This window comes from Holtiella tumoricola (genome assembly GCF_027857615.1).
GTDB lineage: Bacteria > Bacillota > Clostridia > Lachnospirales > Cellulosilyticaceae > Holtiella > Holtiella tumoricola.
On record NZ_JAQIFT010000043.1, the window covers coordinates 115,658 to 137,612 of the forward strand.

General features: G+C 32.9%; 16 protein-coding genes. 14 read left to right on the forward strand and 2 right to left on the reverse strand.

The window, feature by feature from the left end; translation table 11 throughout:
- Nucleotide 1 precedes the first annotated feature (1 nt).
- On the reverse strand, nucleotides 2-1,720 hold the full coding sequence (locus PBV87_RS10635) for a sensor histidine kinase (RefSeq protein WP_271012241.1): 1,719 nt from the start codon (nucleotides 1,718-1,720) through the stop codon (nucleotides 2-4).
- Between the two features lie 50 nt (nucleotides 1,721-1,770).
- Between PBV87_RS10635 and PBV87_RS10640 the strand changes: the two genes are divergently transcribed.
- The 5 genes from PBV87_RS10640 to PBV87_RS10660 all read left to right on the forward strand — a co-directional run bounded on the left by PBV87_RS10640 (nucleotide 1,771) and on the right by PBV87_RS10660 (nucleotide 6,766).
- Nucleotides 1,771-2,499, forward strand: coding sequence for a response regulator transcription factor (locus tag PBV87_RS10640; RefSeq protein WP_271012242.1), 729 nt, complete (start codon nucleotides 1,771-1,773; stop codon nucleotides 2,497-2,499).
- A gap of 257 nt (nucleotides 2,500-2,756) precedes the next feature.
- Nucleotides 2,757-3,905 carry a Gfo/Idh/MocA family protein gene (locus PBV87_RS10645; protein ID WP_271012243.1) on the forward strand — a complete coding sequence of 383 codons (1,149 nt, stop codon included), beginning with the start codon at nucleotides 2,757-2,759 and terminating at the stop codon, nucleotides 3,903-3,905.
- Nucleotides 3,906-4,038: 133 nt separating this feature from the next.
- Nucleotides 4,039-5,238, forward strand: coding sequence for a class I SAM-dependent rRNA methyltransferase (locus PBV87_RS10650; RefSeq protein WP_271012244.1), 1,200 nt, complete (start codon nucleotides 4,039-4,041; stop codon nucleotides 5,236-5,238).
- A gap of 4 nt (nucleotides 5,239-5,242) precedes the next feature.
- Entirely contained in the window at nucleotides 5,243-5,920 is a 678-nt protein-coding gene (locus tag PBV87_RS10655) for an RNA pseudouridine synthase (RefSeq protein ID WP_330680382.1), read from the forward strand.
- A 198-nt stretch (nucleotides 5,921-6,118) separates the two neighbouring features.
- Nucleotides 6,119-6,766 carry a pentapeptide repeat-containing protein gene (locus tag PBV87_RS10660; protein WP_271012246.1) on the forward strand — a complete coding sequence of 216 codons (648 nt, stop codon included), beginning with the start codon at nucleotides 6,119-6,121 and terminating at the stop codon, nucleotides 6,764-6,766.
- 80 nt (nucleotides 6,767-6,846) lie between these two features.
- On the opposite strand, the gene PBV87_RS10665 is transcribed toward PBV87_RS10660, so the two are convergent.
- Nucleotides 6,847-7,563 (reverse strand): PHP domain-containing protein, encoded by a 717-nt coding sequence (locus PBV87_RS10665; protein ID WP_271012247.1) that lies wholly within the window; start codon nucleotides 7,561-7,563, stop codon nucleotides 6,847-6,849.
- Nucleotides 7,564-7,908: 345 nt separating this feature from the next.
- On the opposite strand from PBV87_RS10665, the gene PBV87_RS10670 reads away from it, so the two are divergent.
- The 9 genes from PBV87_RS10670 to PBV87_RS10710 all read left to right on the forward strand — a co-directional run bounded on the left by PBV87_RS10670 (nucleotide 7,909) and on the right by PBV87_RS10710 (nucleotide 21,946).
- Nucleotides 7,909-9,270 (forward strand): MATE family efflux transporter, encoded by a 1,362-nt coding sequence (locus PBV87_RS10670; protein ID WP_271012248.1) that lies wholly within the window; start codon nucleotides 7,909-7,911, stop codon nucleotides 9,268-9,270.
- A gap of 233 nt (nucleotides 9,271-9,503) precedes the next feature.
- Nucleotides 9,504-10,862, forward strand: a complete 1,359-nt coding sequence (locus PBV87_RS10675) for an MATE family efflux transporter (protein WP_271012249.1) — start codon at nucleotides 9,504-9,506, stop codon at nucleotides 10,860-10,862.
- A 263-nt stretch (nucleotides 10,863-11,125) separates the two neighbouring features.
- The gene (locus PBV87_RS10680; RefSeq protein WP_271012250.1) at nucleotides 11,126-13,225 is read left to right on the forward strand and encodes an alpha-L-fucosidase; all 2,100 of its coding nucleotides are present in this window, start codon (nucleotides 11,126-11,128) and stop codon (nucleotides 13,223-13,225) included.
- A gap of 223 nt (nucleotides 13,226-13,448) precedes the next feature.
- On the forward strand, nucleotides 13,449-15,002 hold the full coding sequence (locus tag PBV87_RS10685) for a response regulator transcription factor (protein WP_271012251.1): 1,554 nt from the start codon (nucleotides 13,449-13,451) through the stop codon (nucleotides 15,000-15,002).
- Between the two features lie 194 nt (nucleotides 15,003-15,196).
- Nucleotides 15,197-16,912, forward strand: a complete 1,716-nt coding sequence (locus PBV87_RS10690; protein WP_271012252.1) for an extracellular solute-binding protein — start codon at nucleotides 15,197-15,199, stop codon at nucleotides 16,910-16,912.
- A 52-nt stretch (nucleotides 16,913-16,964) separates the two neighbouring features.
- Complete coding sequence (locus tag PBV87_RS10695) at nucleotides 16,965-17,933, forward strand: ABC transporter permease (protein ID WP_271012253.1); 969 nt, start codon at nucleotides 16,965-16,967, stop codon at nucleotides 17,931-17,933.
- Nucleotides 17,934-17,949: 16 nt separating this feature from the next.
- A complete protein-coding gene (locus PBV87_RS10700) occupies nucleotides 17,950-18,855 on the forward strand; it encodes a carbohydrate ABC transporter permease (RefSeq protein ID WP_271012254.1) in 906 nt (301 codons plus the stop codon).
- Between the two features lie 38 nt (nucleotides 18,856-18,893).
- Nucleotides 18,894-20,705: a cache domain-containing sensor histidine kinase gene (locus PBV87_RS10705; RefSeq protein ID WP_271012255.1), complete on the forward strand. Its 1,812-nt coding sequence runs from the start codon at nucleotides 18,894-18,896 to the stop codon at nucleotides 20,703-20,705.
- Nucleotides 20,706-20,983: 278 nt separating this feature from the next.
- Complete coding sequence (locus tag PBV87_RS10710) at nucleotides 20,984-21,946, forward strand: substrate-binding domain-containing protein (RefSeq protein WP_271012256.1); 963 nt, start codon at nucleotides 20,984-20,986, stop codon at nucleotides 21,944-21,946.
- Nucleotides 21,947-21,955: the final 9 nt, after the last annotated feature.

Sequence of the window (21,955 nt, forward strand, 5' to 3'; positions counted from 1 at the left end):
TTTATTTTATTGGAATGGAGAAAGTAAAAGTTGTTTGACCATCTTCCATGGATGCAACAATATGATGAGAGGGGCCATAAAATAATTTAAGTCTGTCATTAATGTTAGATAAGCCAATATGATGATAAGACTTTGAAAGTGCGCTATAGGAAGAACTAAATGATTGATTAAGCTCTGCGAGTTTATCTTCTGACAATCCTGTACCATTATCTTGAATTTTGAAGTAAATAAGGCGATTATCTTCAAAAATTTTAATGGAAATAACAAGTGTACTATCAAGTTTGCGATATTTAAAGCTATTTTCAACAATAGGTTGTAAGATGAATTTAATAATAGGAATATGAACAAGTTCTTCAGAAATATTAGTAATAAGTACGATATCAATCTCTCGTAATTTTTGGATTGTAATATAATGAGTAACTTGAGCAAGCTCATCAGCAATGGTTGCTAGCATTTGATTACTATTAATATTGTAGCGTAGCATAGAACAAAAGCAGGTCATGGCATCACTTTCTTCATAAAGTTCATTGATTTCCATACGAGCTGAAAAAATATCCATTGTATTATACAAAAAATGTGGATTGATTTGATGCTGGAGGGCAATCAGTTGATTTTCTTTTGCAGAGACTTCTTGTTTAATGGTTACAGAGATTAAGTTACGGATTTTTTCAATAAGGTAGTTAATACGTGAAGAAATATGAAAGATTTCATCACTACGATTGAGATGGAGTGTTGTAGTAAAGTTATTTTGAATAGATTCATCTAATGCATCTAAGCAGTAATGAATATCATGAATAAGCTTACAATTATATAGAATGAAGAAAAGAAAGAGTATAAATATAAATACTATAAAGATTAATAATAATAGAATATTAAAAGGTTGATTAGAAAATGGAGATGTAATAATAATGATTTCAAAAGGGTGAGTAGGGTAAGTGTGTTTTGAGGCAACATAATGCTTATTAGTATAAAAAGTATCGGTTCGTTGATAAATAGTATCTAATTCATCGGAAGAAAGCGTTTTAGAAGTGAAATTATAATAAAGCTTAAAATTATCTATAACACATTGAACATTGGAGTTGAAAGATCCTGTAGCAGAGAGGTTTAAAAGATGTTTAGGAAGATAACTTAAAACGATACCAATGGGTTCAGCGTCATTATAAATTTTGGTCATAAAGCAAAAGGAGTCTATATTGTATAAGGAGAGTGCATCGGCATAGAAGTTTTCAGAAGTGATGGAGGAAGCATCTAGCCAGCAGGAATCTTGAGCCTCATCTTCATAAAAAGACTGGATAGATGGAATATGTAGAATGTTAGATAAATGATAAAACATACCAAAGCCAGAAGGAATGGTTTCATTTTCAATATACATACGTAGTTTCATATCGGAAGAAATACCGCTAGTAATTTTAGAGTAATCATAAATTTGAGTACGATAGTATTCTAAATCAATTTTATCTTGGTAAGGTTTTGAAAAGAAATCAATAATAGAATCATTAAGAAGGACTAAACGAGGGATATTTTGAGCAAAAGTAAATTGTTGATTAATATTATAGGCAACTTGAGAAGTAAAATCCATGTGAAGTCTTTTGTTATCATCTCTAGATGAAATATAAGAAATATGAAGTAAAAAACTAGATATAACAAGGAAAGGGAGCAGAATAAGAAAAATAAAGTGTGTTGTAAAGCTACGTGTTAAATTATTTTTTGAATATTTCATGCAATCACCTCAAATATATTATAAGATATTTTATAAGAGGGGGGAAGTAAATGTATTTATTAATTGTAGATGACGATAAAGTTATTTGCCAAGGCATTATAGGGAAATTAAAAAGGATTCATTATGATCAATACTATCAGTTTTTAACAGCCCATAGTGTACCAGAAGCAGAAGACTTATATGACCAATATCAACCAGAAATTGTAATTACAGATATTCAAATGCCAGGATTTAGTGGATTAACACTTATTGAAAGGCTGAGAAAAAAAGAGAATCTACCTAAGATTTTTGTATTAAGTGGATATGATGATTACGAGTATGTAAGGAAAGCTTTTTTATTAGGGGCTACGGATTATATGCTAAAGCCTGTTGATATAAAAGAGTTAGAGGCAAAATTGGGTGGGGATACTTTATCGTTGGGAAAACCTATAGATAAACTAAAGGGGACAGATAAGCATATTATAGCTTTGGCTATTGAATACATTGACTTAAACCTACATAGAAACATTACCATGGGAGAGGTAGCGAAGAATGTGTCTTTAAGCTACAGTTATTTTAGCAAGTTGTTTAAAGAACATACAAACTCAACTTTTCCAGCTTATATACACAAAAGACGTATTGAAATATCAAAACTTTATTTGATGGATCCGAGTATTAAAATTGTTGATTTAGCTAAAAAAATAGGATATGAGGATCCAAGTATATTTTCTCGTATCTTTAAAAAATATGAAGGATGCTATCCTACTGAATATAGAGAAAAGCAACAAAATATACTTTAAAAGCACAATGACCCACTCTAAGAATAATCTTTTTTTATTTGTATGTTGTACAAAGATTGTTTTTAGAGTGGCTTTTTATATTTAGATATAAATTCTTTTTGAAATCAGATGAGAGGGAGTAGATTGAAATGTGATTTTTGATAATAAAGAATACTTGAGATAAAAATTTTACTAAAATAGATAAAAATACTTTTTTAAGTTAGTGAAATATGATATTATTTACTAAAATATATAACATTCAGGGGGATGGAATTACAATGAAAAATATAAAATTTGGTGTTATTGGATGTGGAGGAAGACTTAGAAGTCTTGCAGCAGCACTTAATGAATATGAAGAGGTTACGTTAAAAGGGGTATGGGATCCTAGTCATGGGAATGCGGAACAATTATTAAAACATTGTAATAAAGATGGGGAAGGTATTATTTATAACTCTTATGAGGATATTTTAAATGATGATGAAATTGAGTGGGTAATGATTGGATCACCAAATGCTTTTCATGCAGAGCAAATCATTGCTTCTTTTAAAGCAGGGAAACATGTTTTCTCAGAAAAGCCTATTGCTCTATCAATAGAAGAGCTATTAGCTATTAAAGAGGCTCATAAAGCATCAAATAAATTATTTGCAACAGGCTTTACATTAAGATATGCAACAATTTACCGTGAAGCTAAAAAAATTCTAGAAAGCAAAGTTTTAGGTGATATTGTCTCAGTAAATGGCTCAGAAAATGTTTTACCTGACCATGGAAGTTATATTATGAAAAACTGGCGTAGGCTGAAGGAACTTTCCGGGCCACATATCTTAGAAAAATGCGTTCATGATATGGATTTATTGAACTGGCTTATTGACTCTGTTCCAACTCATATTAGTGCATTTGGTGGTAATAAAATGTTTGTACCAGCAAACAGCCATCTCTATGATAAACATCCAAACTTGTTTAATGGATGGGATACAGGTCTTGTGGATGACTATGAACAAGGTAATGATAATCCATTCTTATCCGATAAGACAATCGAAGACAATGTGGTAGCCATTATGCGCTTTGCAAACGATGTTCAAGTTCAGTTCCAAGCAACAACTTCTAATGCGATTCCAGAAAGACGCCTTTACTTCTCATGTACAGAGGGAACACTTATTGTAGAACTTTATAGTGGGAAACTAGTTTATAAGCGATTAGGTGATGAAGAGATTACAGAAGTAGACTTAGTAGGTGGAGGCCATGGTGATGGAGACTACTACATTATTAAAGAGCTTATGGAATCTATGGTAGATGGTAAAGCACCAGTATGTAGTGGAGAAGAGGGTATACGTAGTGCAATTGTAGCACTTGGAATCGACCAAGCAAGAGAAGAAGGACAAATGTTAGACATGAGGCCTATATGGGAACAGTTTGGTGTGCGTGTATAGTAAGTTATTTAATCCTTGTAATACTCAGATGATGAGTGTTACGAGGATTTTGACGTTTTATGAGTGTATTTTATGATATAATAAGGGCAATAAATAGTGTAGATAATAATTTACTAAGTAAAAGGATGACATGATGAGAAGAGAGACACCAATAAAAATTAAGGCAAACTTTGTTAAGGCAATTCAAAGAGGTAATCCTCTTATAGCAAAAGAAGCTATTATAAATATCAATCAGCTTAAAGAAGATGTAGTTCTCGTTAACTTATATGATGAGAAAAATAAGTTTCTTGCAAAGGGTTACTATGGCAAACAAAATAAAGGATACGGCTGGGTACTTTCTTATAAAGAAAATGAAATAATTGATGCAGACTTTTTTGAGCATAAATTAGCGACAGCTTTTGAACTTAGAAAAGCATTGTACCAAGATCCTTCAACAACAGCTTTTCGTGTCTTTAATGGAGAAGGCGATGGCATAGGTGGGTTGATTATTGATTATTATGACGGTTACTACGTAGTAAGTTGGTACAATGAGGGCATTTATACTTTTAAAGAAATGATTATAGAGACTTTAATCAAAGTAGGAAACCCAAAAGCAATCTATCAGAAGAAACGTTTCAATGAAGGTGGACAATATATAGAAGAAAATGATTTTGTATGGGGAAAGGAACCTGAGTTTCCACTTATTGTGAAAGAAAATGATGTAAACTTTGCTGTTTATCTCAATGATGGTGCCATGGTAGGTGTATTTTTAGATCAACGCCCTGTAAGAAAGTTAATAAGAGATAAATATGCTAAAGGGAAAAGTGTACTTAATACTTTCTCCTATACAGGTGCATTCTCCATATTTGCAGCACTAGGTGGTGCCAAGACAACAAGTGTTGACCTTGCCAATAGAAGTTTAAGTAAGACAAGAGAACAGTTTGAAGTCAACGGTATTGACTATACAGAGCATCATATTATTGTAGAAGATGTCTTCAAATATTTTAAATATGCAGTGAAGAAACAATTGAAATTTGATATGGTTATTTTAGACCCACCAAGCTTTGCAAGATCTAAAAAATTCACTTTTAGTGCGTCAAAGGATTATAAAAATCTCTTAAAAGAGGCTATTGCTATCACTGAGACAAATGGGATTATTGTAGCATCTACTAACTGTAACTTATTTGATATGAATAAGTTTAAAGAGTTTATTAACCAAGCTTTTAAAGAAAGTGAATGTAGATACGAGTTGTTAGAAACATTTTCTTTACCAGAAGACTTCAAGACACTAGAGACCTTTAAAGAAGGTAACTACCTAAAGGTTGTATTTATTAAAAAGTGCTATGCGAATTAACAAGTTGTTAAGTAATAAAGGAATTTGTTCAAGAAAACAGGCTCATGCACTTATAGAAGCAAAACGAGTACTTGTCAATAATCAACTATGTATTCCGGGGCAATGGGTAGAAGAAGAGGATGAGATACGTATTGATCACGAATTGATTGTTACAAGAGACAAAGTCTATATTGTATTAAACAAGCCAGTAGGGATTACTTGTACAGCAGACCCAGATGTAAAGGATAATATTATAAGCTTTGTCAATTATCCAGAGTATATATTTCCTGTAGGCAGGCTAGACAAGGATTCTCAGGGCTTAATTCTATTAACCAATGATGGTGACTTAGCCAATGAAATTTTAGATTCAGAAAATATTCATGAGAAGGAATACATTGTAAAGGTAGATAGAGCCTTTGATGAAGCCTTTGTAAAAGGCATGTCTGAAGGGGTAATGCTTAAAGGAGTCAAAACAAGACCTTGTAAAGTAAGAGCAATTACAGAAGATACCTTTAGTATCATCATGACCCAAGGCCTTAATAGACAAATACGTAAAATGAGTAAGGCTTTTGGCTATACGGTGGTACGACTAGAGCGTGTACGTATTCTGCATATAGGAATAGAAGATTTGGCCTATGGAAGTTGGAGAATGCTGACAAAAATGGAATTAGAAGAATTGAAAATGCTCAGTAGTAGCATATAGGCTAGTTGATAGAATAGGACAATTTGTAATAGAAAGAATTATTAATTGCTATTACACTATACGTGTGATACTCTAATAGATAGAAAAGAAAAGTGATGTGATAAAAAAACTCTTATATCTTTTGGTATAAGAGTTTTTTATATTACAGAAGAAATCTAAGAGCGAACTGAAATACAGTTGCTCCAATAGGAGAAAAAAATGGCTATTAGTAAAAGATTAAATGATCAAATTAAGTATAGTAATAGAAAGAAAACAAATACGGACTTTAAGTCAAAAGATTTAAGAAGAAGTAATTGTTTCGGTTGTGATTTTTCATCTTCTAATTTTGATGAGACAAGTTTTAGAGGGGCACAATTTAAGGCATGTAACTTTTCAGAGTGTACATTTGACTCAGCAGAAATTGTAGCTGCTAATTTAAAAAAATCCAGCTTCAGACAAGTTAAATTTGAAAACACGCTTTTTGATTCAGTTAACTTAGAAGGTGTAGATTTTGAAGGTGCAACTTTTAAAAATGTAATTTTTGTATCAACTGATATGAGCAAAGCTGTAAATCTAGAGTTAGCAAATCAAGATGTTAAAGTATTTGATGAAATGCCAGAATTAGCAATTAGTCTAGAACTTAAAAAAGCTGTTGAAGGACTTCTTAAAAATGAATTTGTAAAGTTTGCAAGAGTATTAGATACAAAAGATGGTAAAATTAGCTCAATTAGCCTTATGCGTTTATTAGAGAAATTTGATGAAGAAGTATTAATTGAAGGATTAAAAAAGATTAAGAAGAGCATAGATAAAGATTTCTGTACATTAAGTACAATTATTGAAGCTATAGAAGCATGTAAAACAGTATAGTGAAATGAGGAATCCCCCACGAATTTGTAACAATTATGTTAGAAATCCGTGGGGGATTTTTGTAAGTCAGCTAAATATCGTTAAGGTAATACAATACTGCCGCTTACATTAAATAAATAATCTCTTGATTTTAAAAGTTCTACAAGTTCAAAGGAGTCTTTTGGGAGCGCTTTAAAGAGCATAGCCCCTGCACCTTCATGGCCTAAATGATGAAAATCTGTTCCAGCGGTCTCAATAAAATAAGGGTGCTCTTTAGCGTATCTGGTAGCAAGTGCGATACGAGAATTGTGATGAGGATGGCAGTTGAAGGTTTCTACTCCGTCCACGTAGTGGGCATCTTGAAGCTTGATGCCATCTCTAAAGGGATGAGCTTGTATAATGAGATTTTTATCATTTTTTAAGTTTTTATAGAAAGTTTTATAGTCGCTTTTTAAATAAGTAATGGCTTTTGCTACATCTCGTTCATCAATGCCATATACGAGATAGTCGTTTTCGTTTTCTGGGAAACGTATTTCAAGTCCTAGTAAAACATTTAATCCTAATTTTTCACCTTCAGACTTTGCTTCTTGATAGTCTTTCAAATAGTAGGAAAGATGTTGTTCCAGGTCTTCGCGAGTGAGTAACTCAGCGATTAAGTGATTAGTGATGACTACGGCATCATATCCTTTATTTTTATAGCATTCAACTAATTGTTTGGGTGACACTTCGCTACATGGACTTACAGGTGATGTATGGGCATGGAGTTCAACTTTGTATGGATAGACTTTGGTTAATTCTTTGAGTTGCTCAATGTTCATATAGATTCACTCTCTATTTTAATGGATAATTTTAAGTATCTTATAATAGCATTTTGAATGTATAAAGTTTGAGTAAAGTATAAGTTAAGTATAATTGTTTTAAACTAAAGTACAAGTATTTTATATGAGTGAGCAGAATATATACTAATAAGATTCATTAAAAATAAACAGATGGAAGGGGAATTTGAGGAAATAGGAGAAATGTTAGAAAAATTAGCAGCACATTATAAAGAAGTTGAAATAAAAAAATATTTTGTACAAGAATAGTATAAGAAAAGACATCGCCAAAAGATAATGAATGGGCTATAATGTAGGATGGTTTAAAAAAGTAAGGAGAGTATTAATATGACAAATGATATGACACAAGGCAAGCCTTTTAAGTTATTTATATGGTTTTCAATCCCATTACTTATTGGAAATGTCTTTCAACAACTTTACAGTATGGTAGATACCATTATTGTAGGGAAATTCTTAGGAGAAGAAGCGTTAGCAGCAGTAGGTTCAACAGGGTCTATGTTCTTCTTAGTTAATGGCTTTTTATTAGGACTTACCAGTGGGTTCTCCGTTATGGTTGCTCAACGGTTTGGTGCCAAGGATGAAGAGAGTGTAAAAAAAGCCATTGCTAGTAATATTACATTGACTGTAATTGTAACCTTTATCGTGACAGTGGTTATGCTTTTGTTAAAAACACCACTTTTAAAGCTTATGAATACACCAGATAATGTTTTTAACTATGCAAATACATATATTACGATTATTTATGCGGGAATCTTTACCCAGGCATTTTATAACATGTCTGCAGGGATTTTACGTGCCTTAGGTGATAGTAAAACACCACTTTATTTCCTTATTATAGCTTCTATAGTAAATATCGTATTAGACTTGGTATTTATTGTAAATTTAGATATGGGTGTAGCAGGCGCAGCTTATGCAACGAATATCGCTCAAGGTCTAGCAGCAGTACTCTGTCTTGTTTATAGTTATAGAAAATTCCATTTATTAAAACTCAAAAAAGAAGATTTTAAAGTGCCGGCAAGTTACTACCGTACACATTTTTGTATTGGACTTCCAATGGCATTACAGTTTTCTATTACAGCCATTGGGGTTATGACACTTCAGAGTGCGATTAATATTTTTGGATCAAGTGTTATGGCTGCCTATACAGCAGCATCCAAAGTTATTCAGCTCGTTATGCAACCAGTAGTAACTTATGGTGTATCTACAGCAACATTCGTAGGACAAAATCTAGGAGCGGGATTATATCATCGTATTCGTGAAGGAGTCAGAACAATTACCTTTATATCTATTGGTACAAGTATACTAGCAAGTGCCGTACTATTTATTTTTGGTAAAACACTTGTAGCATTCTTCCTTGACAACCCTAGTCAAGAAGTAATAGGTTATGCAACTCAAGTTTTAAACTATGCAGGGATATTCTTTATACCTTTAGGACTTATTTTCGTTTACCGAAATGCCCTTCAAGCCATGGGACAGTCCTTTATACCGATGATGGCGGGGATGCTTGAACTGGTAGCTCGTGCAGTTGTTGCCTACACATTGCCAACTCTTATTGGCTTTACAGGGATCTGTTTAGCAGACCCGGCAGCATGGATTGCAGCAGCCACACCACTTATCATTGTTTACTTTATTAAAATGCGTAAAGTAGAGCAGAGAATGGCTGTAGAGGGTAATTCAAAAACATTATAGTCTTAGCTATTAATCAATTATTTTAAAGACATAACAAGATATCCTAAGGATAGAAGACCTAAATAAAAAATAAGAAAAATTCTTCCACATAATGAAATAGATGTGGAGGAATTTTTTTTGTAAACTTTAAGTAGAATATACTTAATGGAATGATTTAAAGAGAAATTTATATCGTCAAAAGACAAGGAATAGATTATAATGAAGGATGTTTAAAAAGTAAGGAGAGCATTAATATGACAAATGATATGACACAAGGCAAGCCTTTTAAGTTATTTATATGGTTTTCAATCCCATTACTTATTGGAAATGTCTTTCAACAACTTTACAGTATGGTAGATACCATTATTGTAGGGAAATTCTTAGGAGAAGAAGCATTAGCAGCAGTAGGCTCAACAGGCTCGATGTTCTTCTTGGTTAATGGATTTTTATTGGGACTGACCAGTGGGTTTTCGGTTATGGTTGCTCAACGGTTTGGCGCAAAGGATGAGGATAGTGTAAAAAAAGCAATTGCGAGTAATATAACACTTACAGTCATCCTAACCATTGTAGTGACAATAGTGATGCTAGCTTTAAAAACACCACTTTTAAAGCTTATGAATACACCAGAGAATGTATTTGGGTATGCAGATACGTATATTACGATTATCTATGCGGGGATTTTTACACAATCATTTTATAATATGTCTGCAGGGATTTTACGTGCGCTAGGGGATAGTAAAACACCTTTGTATTTCTTGATTTTAGCTTCTGTTGTAAACATTGTTTTAGACTTAGTTTTTATTGTAAACTTTGATATGGGTGTAGCAGGAGCGGCCCATGCGACCAATATCGCTCAAGGTTTAGCAGCAATACTTTGTCTTGTCTATAGTTATAAGAAGTTCCATTTATTAAAACTCAAAAAAGAAGATTTCAAAGTGCCAGCAAGTTACTACCGCACACATTTTTGTATTGGACTTCCTATGGCATTACAGTTTTCTATCACAGCCATTGGAATTATGACCCTTCAAAGTGCCATCAATATTTTTGGATCAAGTGTTATGGCAGCTTACACAGCGGCATCCAAGGTCATTCAGTTAGTCATGCAGCCATTAGTCACATATGGTGTGTCCACGGCTACATTTGTAGGACAAAATCTAGGTGCAGGACTATATCATCGTATTCGTGAAGGTGTTAAGACAATAACTTTTATATCTATTATTACCAGTATACTATCAAGTAGTGTATTACTTCTTTTTGGAAAGTCACTTATAGGCTTATTCCTTGAGAATCCTAGCCAAGAAGTAATAGGTTATGCCAGTCAAGTCTTAAACTATGCGGCAGCATTCTTTATACCACTAGGACTTATCTTTGTTTATCGTAATGCACTTCAAGGTATGGGAGAATCCTTTATACCGATGATGGCAGGTGTATTTGAGCTAGTGGCACGTGCAGTGGTTGCTTACACTTTACCAGCAGTTATTGGCTTCGTGGGAATTTGTTTAGCGGACCCTGCGGCTTGGATTGCCGCTGCTGTACCTCTTGTTATCGTCTACTTTATGAAGATGCGTAAGATAGAACGAGAAAAAATCACACAGAGTGTACAAGAAATATAACAATCCTATTATAAATGAGTGATTACAAATTAGTTTATAAAAATAGATAAAACAATTTTAGAGTTATAATAAGCTACCTTAAGAACAGTTTTAAGGTGGCTTATTATTTTGTAAAAAACTTATTTAGGGAGGAGTATTTGGTGTAATCTTGTAAATTTTTCAGCATATCTTTAAGATTTTTACGCACTTATGTATTTGGGGTTGAACGAAAGTATTTTGAAGGCTAGAATAACTTTCATAAAACATATATTTAGGAGAATATTATGAAATCAGATATCAAACAACTTGCACATGGTGGAAAAATTATTAAGCTCAATCCAACAGACACAATGGAAGAAATCTTATCAAAAGTAGTAGAAGTACGTCCTTCACAAGAACAAATTGCATGGCAAGAATTAGAGTTTATTGCCTTTATTCATTTTGGACTTAATACATTTACAGATCGTGAATGGGGAGAAGGAACAGAGCCGCTAGAACTTTTCAATCCTGAGGAGTTAGATGCTGATCAATGGATTAAAACTATTAAAGAGGCAGAGATGAAAGCAGTTATTTTAACATGCAAGCATCATTCAGGTTTTTGTTTATGGCCAAGTCAATATACAGATTACACGGTTGAAAATACCTCTTGGCGTGAGGGTAAAGGAGATATCGTAAGAGATGTAGCTAATGCATGTAAAAAGTATGGCGTCAAATTTGCAATTTATCTTTCACCATGGGATCGTCATGAACCAAGCTATGGGGATTCACCAGCTTATAATACATATTACAAAAGACAGCTTACAGAACTTCTTACAAACTATGGAGAGGTAGTAGATGTTTGGTTAGATGGAGCTTGTGGTGAAGGGCCTAATGGTAAGAAGCAAGAATATGATTGGCGTGGGTTCTATGAAACAGTTCGTACACAAAGTCCTCATACAACCATATCATGTATGGGACCTGATACAAGATGGTGTGGTAATGAAGCAGGGAGCTGTAGAGCAAATGAGTGGAGTCCGGTACCTATTCCAGGAATGGATGGTATTGAGGCAGAAAAGTCAGATACAAGTGCACTTTCTTTTGGGAATCATAATTATACTTTAGCAAATCTTGAAGACCTTGGGGGAAGAGATGCACTTAAAAAGCATGCGATTAATGGTGATTGGGTAGCATGGTACCCTGCTCAAGTAGATATTTCTATTCGTCCAGGCTGGTTCTATCATAAAGGGGAAGATCATATGGTAAAATCCTTAAAGCAACTGATGGATGTCTACTATCAATCAGTAGGTGGTAATGCTCAGTTGTTGCTAAATGTACCGCCAGCACCAAATGGATTGTTGCACCCAACAGATGTAACAAGACTTAAACAAATGGGAGAAGTGATTCGTTCCACCTTTAGACATAATCTTATAGAAGAGGCAACAGTTACAACACACTCAGAAGAAGAACGCTCAATTATAGAGATTAAATTTGATCAACCAGCTACCTTTAATACCTTAATGCTTCAAGAAGATATTGCACAAGGACAACGTGTAGAGGCATTCCACATAGAAGTAGAAGAGAACAATGAATGGAGAACTCTAGGTACAGGTACTATTATTGGTTATAAGAAACTCCTTCGTTTATCTGAAGAAAGCTTTATTACAGCAAGTAATATACGTATTATCATTACTCAATCTAGAGCGTTACCTATTATCAAACAAATAGGCCTATTCAAAGCACCTATTCTTGTAGCTGAACCAAGTATTACACGTTCAGAGGAAGGGATAGTTAGCATTACGTCAAAGCTTGCAGCGAAGATACATTATACAGTAGATGGTTCTACACCGACTAAAGAAAGTCCTCAATATGTCGAGCCGTTTGCATTAATATATGGAGGTACTGTTAAGGCTATAGCTTATTATACAGAAGACAACCCAGATTTTTATGTTGAAGAAAATATTCCAGCCAGTAAGACATTTGGTGTAAATAAAAAACATTGGAAAGTCATTGCAAGCTCAGGTAATGAGGTTGAAGGTTTTGAAAGAGAATCTATCCTTAGTGAGGATCCAACAAGTTACCTTAAAATAGCTTCAATACCTTATAGTATTGATATTGATATGGGTGAGACCTTAACACTTTCTGGATTTAGTTTTATGCCAGTAGCAGATGGTTATGACTTTAATTATAATGTAGCCATGTATTCTCTTTATACAAGTTTAGATGGTATACATTGGGAAGCACAAAAGCAGGAAACGAGCTTTGATAATATTTACCATAATCCAATCCTCCAAGTAGTACCTTTTGCAGCACCTAGCCAGGCACGTTATATACGTTTTGAAGTTTTATCAACTATACAAGGTAGTGTGTTTGCAGTTATGAGAGAGATTAGTGTTATGTCAGTTTAAAATTAATTAGTATCAAATATAAAACTCTAGAAGTACTCAATAGGTCAGTATTTCTAGAGTTTTTATACTTTGTTTATAATGAATTCATTATAAAGGAAATGATAATCAGACAGGATTACATAATTGTTGATAATATTTTCAGGTAATAATACAATGTATAATATAAAGGTTAATAATGAGACAATTAACATACTATATAAGGGCTATGATGGGGGAGGTTACAATGATAAAGGTGATTATAGCGGAAGATGAGATGTTAGTTAGAATTGGATTAAAGCATTCAATAGATTGGAATACATTAGGGATGGAAGTTGTTGCAGATGTAGATAATGGACAGAGTGCCTACCAGTGTTTCTTGGAGAAAAGACCTCAAATAATTATTACTGATCTAAAGATGCCTAAAATGGGAGGCGTCGAGCTTATACAAAAAATAAGAGAGATAGATCAAGAGTGTATTATCATTGTTATATCTTGTGTGGAAGATTTTGAAATAGTGAGAGGAATGATAGCGTACAATATTTTTGATTATCTATCGAAGGCATTAATGAATATGAAACAAATGAACGATGTATTACAAAAGGCAAAAAATACATTGTGTAATCAGTATCAGAAGCTTCAAGTGATAGAGGAAGAATATATAGAAGATACACTGGAAAAAAGTTTAATAGAGTATTTAATAGAAGAAAAACTGACTGTAGAGGAGTTTGTACAGAGTACTAAAGAACCTGGCATACCTTGTATGGCTATTATGGTAAATAAGAGTTTTCTTAATGATTGTAAAAACATTAGGCGGAACATAAGAAGAAATAGTACATTAAAAGATTTGCTGAAAAATAGTTTAATGCATGTTAGAGGACAAGTTTATACGCTAAGTGATGAACTAGATATTATTTTTATAGAAGAAAAAGATATAGCAAATCATGAGATGTTAGAGAAGGATTTGCTTCATATTGTACATACAAGTAAGGAATTACTCAAAGTAGATTTAAAAATAGTTATTACCCACTTAGCAGAGGGATGGGGGCAGCTTCAAGAGAAATATAAAAAAAATAAAGTATTAGCAAAACAGTTCTATTTTCTTGAAACGCCTCTTATATGGGAATTTAATACATTTAAGATTGAGAGTTATATACAAAAACTACTTCAGCCTATTCAACAAGAAAGTTTGGAATGGATGTTAGCAGACAGCCAAAAAGAATATTATAACCAAATAATAAAAAACATGGTAGCAGATTGTGCGGATGAAAATAATACGGATTATAAACAATTAATTCAAGATAAGATAATTTGTTTGGCAAACCTTATTAATAATACAACTAAAACAAATACGACAGAAGAAATGATCCAACTTCAACGAGAAATTATTAATACCTACACACTTTTAGACACGCTTAATGTATATAGAGGATTTGTTGAGAAGGTTAAAGAAACGATGAGAGAACATTTTCCTAAAAAGGATGAGATTGTGAAGGCACTTCATTACATAGAAAAAAATTATAATAAAGATATAGGGCTTAAAGGAGTAGCAGGCTATGTCAATTTAAGTCCTAACTATTTTTCTACATTGTTTAAGAAAGAAATGGGACAAAGTTTTGTAGATTATATGATGTACCTTAAGATAGAAAAAGCAAAAGAACTCTTAAAAACAAATATGCTTTTTTATCAAATAGCAGAAGAAGTAGGATTTGCAGAAGAAACATATTTTAGTAAAATGTTTAAACTTAAAACAGGATTGTCTCCAAGAGAGTGGAAATTAAATTTAGAGAGGAAAATTTAATTAAATCCTCATAGATCTAAAAATGTAAAATGTATAGAAATAGAGTAATATTATTCAAGAACTTTTAGGAATAAAATGGATTCTTAAAATAGTTAAAAATAATGATAACTTATGCCATAACCTTTAGTACCTAAAATAAGTATACTAAAACTACGATCATTATAGCTCATATAAAAATAAGGGGGAAGAAAGTTATGCGTATGTTAAAAAAAGCAATGTGTGTTTTTCTAGGTATGAGTCTACTAATAGTTGGATGTACAGGATGTAATCAAAAAGTTGAACAAGAGGTAGGAAAAGTGACGGGTACAGAGGAGGGAGTGCCTTTAACAATAGGTTTATTGAATCTACGCTTAACGGGTAGAGATAATAATGAAGATACCTTGATTATGGATGAGATTGAAAAGCAGTTAGGGATAGATTTAGAAGGGATTAACCTTGATACTGAGAAGTTTAACTTATTATTAGCAAGTGGAGATCTACCAGATATTTTGATGATCTATCCAGAATATCTAGAGCAAGTCTTACAAGCTGGATATGCCATACCGTTAGATGATTATCTAGATGAATATGGTTCTAATATTAGTAAGTTTGAATTTAGGAACAATCTTATGAGAGAAAAATATAGTAATGGCACCGGAAAACTTTATTTCCATACACCAAGTTCAGGTGTAGAACTTCCAAATGGTCCAACAGAACTTTATTATGGCTATAAGGTGAGATGGGATTTATATAAAGAAATTGGTATGCCAACGATCTCAAATGATGAAGAGTTTATAGATGCACTCAAAAAGATGAAAGCTATCTATCCTGTAACAGAAAATGGAGAACCTGTCTATGCAATGTCTGTATATAATGATATGGGTGTACATGGATGGACAATAAGAGCGATGGCATGTTATGGATATAAAGGAGCAAGTATAGGTAATTTACATTATCTTATTGATGTAAGAACAAATGAAGTTATCAATAACTTTGTAGATTATGAAAATAATAGTCCATTTTGGATGGATATGAAGTTTTATAATACCCTTTATAAAGAGGGATTACTAGATCCAGATGCATTTATCACAAAAAGTGAGGATCTTATAGAAAAGGCTGACAAAGGTCAATATCTTACAGATGGTACAGGATGGTATCTTGGAAATTTCTATAACAATAATAGAGCAGAAGACCCTGATACAATGAAAGGCTTCATTACTTTACCAGCAGAAGCAGGTTGGTATGGTTCCGACTTTAGATCAGGGTGGGTAAATAAACTCTACTTTGTAACAAGTGAATGTAAGAATCCAGAAAAAGCCGTAGAATTTATTGATTTTATAAATAGTCCAGATGGGAATAGACTAGCTTATTCAGGTATACAAGGAACCCATTGGGACTATGATGAATCAGGTGAACCTTATTTATTTGAAGAAACTTTAGCACTTAGATCTACACCTGAATGGAAGAATACAGGTATCGGTGCATGGCAAAATATTGTAGGTATATCACCAGATAATCTGCATCCAGATGGTAGTCCTTATTCCCTATTTAGTAAAAAGGAATATAGAGTTCAAGGGCTTAATCCAATACAAAAAGATTATAGTGAAGTTATGGGTGTAGAATATCCAAGCCAAGTACATCAACAAATGGTGCAAGAGGGCAAAGGATATGATCATTCAACACTTAATACAGATATAGATGCAGTGATGCCAACTGTCCCATCAGACATTAAACGTATCATGTCAAAATGTGAAGAAGTAACAATTAGTTATATTCCAGCTATTGTTCAGTCTAAAACAGACGAAGAATTTACTAAAAATAAAGATGCTTTAATTGCCGCACTACAAAAGGCCGACCAGCAAAAAGCTTGGGAATGGTTTGAAACGAATTGGAATAACTCCAAAGCTGAAATAGAATCTCTTGGTAAATAGATAAAATAAAAGACGAGAGGAAGCGAGTGAGTTCAATTCCTCTCGTTTTTATATGAAAACGAATGGAGTGATTGTAGTGAGTAATAAAGCATTGGCAATGCCATCTTCAATAACATTTACACAAAATAAAAGGAAAAAGAATTATATATTACTTTTTTTAGCGTTACCTTTTATGTTACTTGTATTTTTATTTACATATGTACCATTGTTTGGATGGATTTATGCGTTTTTTGATTATAAGCCTGGATTGCCTTTATGGCAATGTGAATTTGTAGGACTTGATTATTTTAAATTATTTTTAACAGATACAGTAGATATGCTAAGAGTTATTAAGAATACGCTGATTTTTGCGGTTATAGGGATTCTTGTTACACCACTTCCTATGTTCTTTGCGATTTTGCTCAATGAAATTAAAAATAAAAAGGCAAAGAAATTTTTTCAAACAGTGACAACGCTTCCTAATTTTTTAAGTTGGGTTATCATTTATTCCATATGCTTTATGTTCTTCTCCTCTGAGGGGATATTAAATGAAATATTAGTGTCAACAGGAATGGTTGCACAAGCACCTCAAAGTATATTAGGGAACCAAGATGCAGTATATTGGTTTCAGACATTACTAGGATTATGGAAAACATTAGGGTGGAGTTCTATTATTTACCTTGCAGCTATTACAGGATTAGATCAGGAACTTTATGATGCAGCTATGGTTGATGGAGCTGGAAGGGTAAAGTGTGCAATGCATATTACATTGCCAGGGCTTATGCCTACTTATATAGTACTTTTATTACTGAATATAGGAAACTTCTTAAATCAAGGATTTGAACAGTACTTCTTATTCAAAAATGCATCAACAGCCCAGACGATAGAAGTGCTAGATTTATACGTTTACCGATTAGGTCTTATTGGTCAAGATTATTCTTATAGTATAGCTATTGGAATCATGAAATCTGCAATCAGTATAGGGTTATTATTTACTGCTAATGCAATAGCTAAAAAAGTTAGAGGAACAGCTATTATTTAGAGAGGGGGAAGCGTTTATGGATAAGGTTAAAAATACACCTTTAAGAATAGGGTTTCAGTGTTTGAATTATGGTTTTTTTATAGTATTAGCATTTACATGTATCTATCCATTCTGGTATTTACTCATTTACTGCTTAAGTGACCCAGTGAGAGTAAATGAAGCACCTTTATATTTTTTACCTAGAGGTTTATCGGTGACGAGTTTTAATCAAATTTTTCAATTAAAAGGAATATGGAGTGCTTTTCTTATATCAGTACTTAGAACGGTAATAGGGACTATTGTTACAGTAATAAGTTGCGGAATGTTAGGATATTTGTTTACTCAAGAGGAAATGCCTTATAGAAAAATTTTATATCGTGCGCTCGTTATTACTATGTACATAGGGGGTGGACTAATCCCTGTCTATCTAACAATGAAAAGTTATAACTTACTCAATAACTTTTGGGTATATATATTGCCAAGTGCTGTTTCAGCGTACAATGTCATTTTAATTAAAACATTTATAGAGCAGTTACCTAAATCCTTAGAAGAGTCAGCGATGATAGATGGTGCTGGATATATAAAGATTTTTACTCATATTATTATTCCTTTATCTAAACCGGTACTTGCAACGGTTGCTATGTTTGCAGCAGTAGGCCAATGGAATGCATGGTTTGATAATAATATTTATATGACAAAAGACCATCTTAATACGCTCCAATATCTGCTTTATCAATATCTGAATGAATCACAAAGAATTGCTGCGGAGCTCAAAAATGCATCCTCTTTAGGGAGTATAACAGTTCAACAAGCGAGTAGTTTATCCCCTAAGGCAATTCGTATGGCAATTACTATTGTAGCAAGTATGCCAATTTTCATGGTATATCCTTTTATGCAACGCTATTTTGTAAAAGGGATTACACTAGGGGCTGTTAAGCAATAAATGAAGAGAGTATAACTTGAAAGTATATAGGTGATGAGATGTTAAAAGAAAAGATATTAAAGCAATTTAAGATAAGATTAGCCATTATACTTATTGGTATAGCAGTTATTATATTATCTTTAAGCTTTGGAATCTGCTATAGGCTCGTAAATAATAAACTCATTGAAAATAGCGAAAAGACATCTCTACAAGTCTTTCAGCAAATGGAAAACACAATTAACTTAGTAGCTGATCAAACAGAAAAAATAGTTGCTCAGCTCATGATAGACCGTGATGTACTTAATTTCTTGCAGGCAGGCAATGAAAATGAATTAAGTATTATCAATAATCACAAAGCATTGATTAAAATGATAGATAAGGTGATCCAACAAAATAGCTTTATAGATGCAATTGTTCTATTTTCAGAAGATGGGAGAAAAGGGGGAAGCTCACTACATAAAACATATTTTAGTTTAATCCCAAAGAAGCATCCCTTTATAGAATCTGAGGATTATCAAAAGATTATTGAACAATCCCCCCATTTCGTATGGCTAGGAGGCTATGATAGAGATTACTTTTATAAGAATGATGCTGACAGGATAAGTAATCATGAAGGAAATAAAAATTTAGTATTAGCAAAAACAGTTCCTGTTTCAAACAATCAAGGTATTATATTTGTAATGTTGAAAGAAGATATATTTAGGGCTTACTATGATGCTAATTCCCATTATGATTATGAAGTATCTATTGTAGATACCGATGGGATGAAAATCTCTTCAGTCAATACTTCGAATATAGGAGAGATCATTCCCTATATAGAAGATCTAGATCCTCTAAAACAATATGGGAGTATGAGATATAGAGATGAGGAAAAAGATGTTCAAGTCATGTATTACAAATTACCTAAGTACAAATGGATGCTGATTAATGAAATTCCAATGCAAGTCTATATCAATGATACTTTAACCATTAGAAATATGATGATTACTATAGTCATCATTACAATAGTAATTATGGGGGTATTTTTTAGTGTATGGATTATTAGGTATACCAATCCTATACAAAATCTTATTAACGTTATGAGGAAAGTTTCTGATGGAGGGATAGATGAAAGGATTACTCAGCATACAAAAGTAGAGGAGTTAGAAGAACTTAATCAGCAATTTAATAACATGTTGGATCAAGTCAAATTCTTTATGGAAGTTGCAGAGAAAAAAGAACATGAAAAAAGTTTATTAGAAATGCAAACCCTCCAAATGCAAATTAATCCTCATTTCCTTTACAATACAATCAATAGTATTAGGTGGATGGCAGTAATGAATGGTGCTGACAATGTAGGTGATGCAATGGTTAATTTGGCAGAACTTCTTAATGCAAGCTTTAGAAAACATACTATTATTTGGGAGATAGAAGAAGAATTAAAATTTGTGGGTAGCTACACAAAATTGATGATTATAAGATATGGGACAGGAGTGACTTTTGAGATTGAAGTCGAAGAAGCAGTTAAACAATACCTGATACCTAAATTTATTATACAACCAATCTTAGAAAATAGTATTAAATATAGAAAAACAGATGGAGAAGTGCTTAGGATACATATACAAATTTATGAGCAAGATAGAATCCATATCGTTGTAAAAGATAATGGAGATGGTATATCAAAAGAAAAATTAGATAGAATTAAAGATAGATTAGAGGATAAAATAACGAGTGAAGACTTAGATGAAAATGAAAGCATTGGGTTATCTAATGTTAATAGAAGACTTAAGCTTTACTATGATGGAAAATATAACTTGCAAATTGAGAGTAATGAAGGGCAAGGGACTGAAGTAACCATTAGTATACCGAAACTAAAGTTATGTAATCTATAAAAAGTATGCCTATGTCGAGTGAAACAATAAACCCCTTAAGAATAATCTTAAGGGGTTTATTGTTTTGTGAAAATTTACTCTGGAAGCCATACTTTTACAAAGAGTCTATTGTTAATATAGTTTAAATTTACTATAATATAAATTGTATTTAGGAAAATTTAATATAAAGTATACAATTTATGTCTACATGATGTATGAATATATAATTAATTTGAGATTGTATTTGCAGGTTGAGGTTTTACTTAAAATGAGTTAGGTAAAGTGGAGGGTTTATGGATATGAAGTATAAGCTAGCTATTATGTTGATTCTAGTAATTGTAACGCTAACAGGATGTAGGCTAAGCTTTGTAATGCAAGGCGAGCAAATAGCCAATAAGAAGCATATACCTAGAAAATTTGGTGCGACGTATATGAATATGAATAATCCTTATTTTATAGCATTAGATAATAGTATGGAATTAGCTTTAGCAGCAAATGGGGATATTTTGATTACAAGAGATCCAGCACAAGACCAAGAAAAACAAAATGCGCAAATTGAAGAAATGATAGAAGAAGGGGTTGTAGCTATATTTATAAATCCTGTGGATTGGAAGACGATCAAACCTGCTTTGGAGCAATGTTATGAAGCAGGTGTAGCAGTATTTAATATTGATACTTATGTTTATGATTTAGATTATGTAGTAGCTTGTATTTTATCGGATAATTATAGTGCAGGTGTACAAATTGCCCAGGATATTATGCAAAAGAAGGATGGGGCTAGGATAGCAATCATTAATCATAATAACGTTAACTCTACGGCACTACGTGTTCAAGGTTTTTTGGATACGATAGAAGGGTATGAGGAATATGAAGTTGTCTACCAAAAGAGCGGAACAGCAGAGCTTGAAGTTGCAATGGAGATTACAAAGGAAATGATAGATGAGGGGATCACTTTTGATGTGATATTGGGGGGGAATGATCCAACGGCATTAGGTGCTTTGGCGGCACTTCAACTGCGTGGTGTTAATTTTGAAGATATATTAATTTATGGAACAGATGGTTCACCAGATGGAAAAACTATGATTGAAAAAGGATATTTAGAAGGAACCAGTGCGCAATTTCCTATAGAAATAGGAAGAAGAGCAGTGGAATTAGCTTATCAGTATTTAGAGGGCGAAGAGATAGAGGGTGAGATTATTATTCCAGTGGAATTGATTACAAGAGATAACTTAGCTAGTTTTGATCCAGATGGTTGGCAATAGGAGGATGTG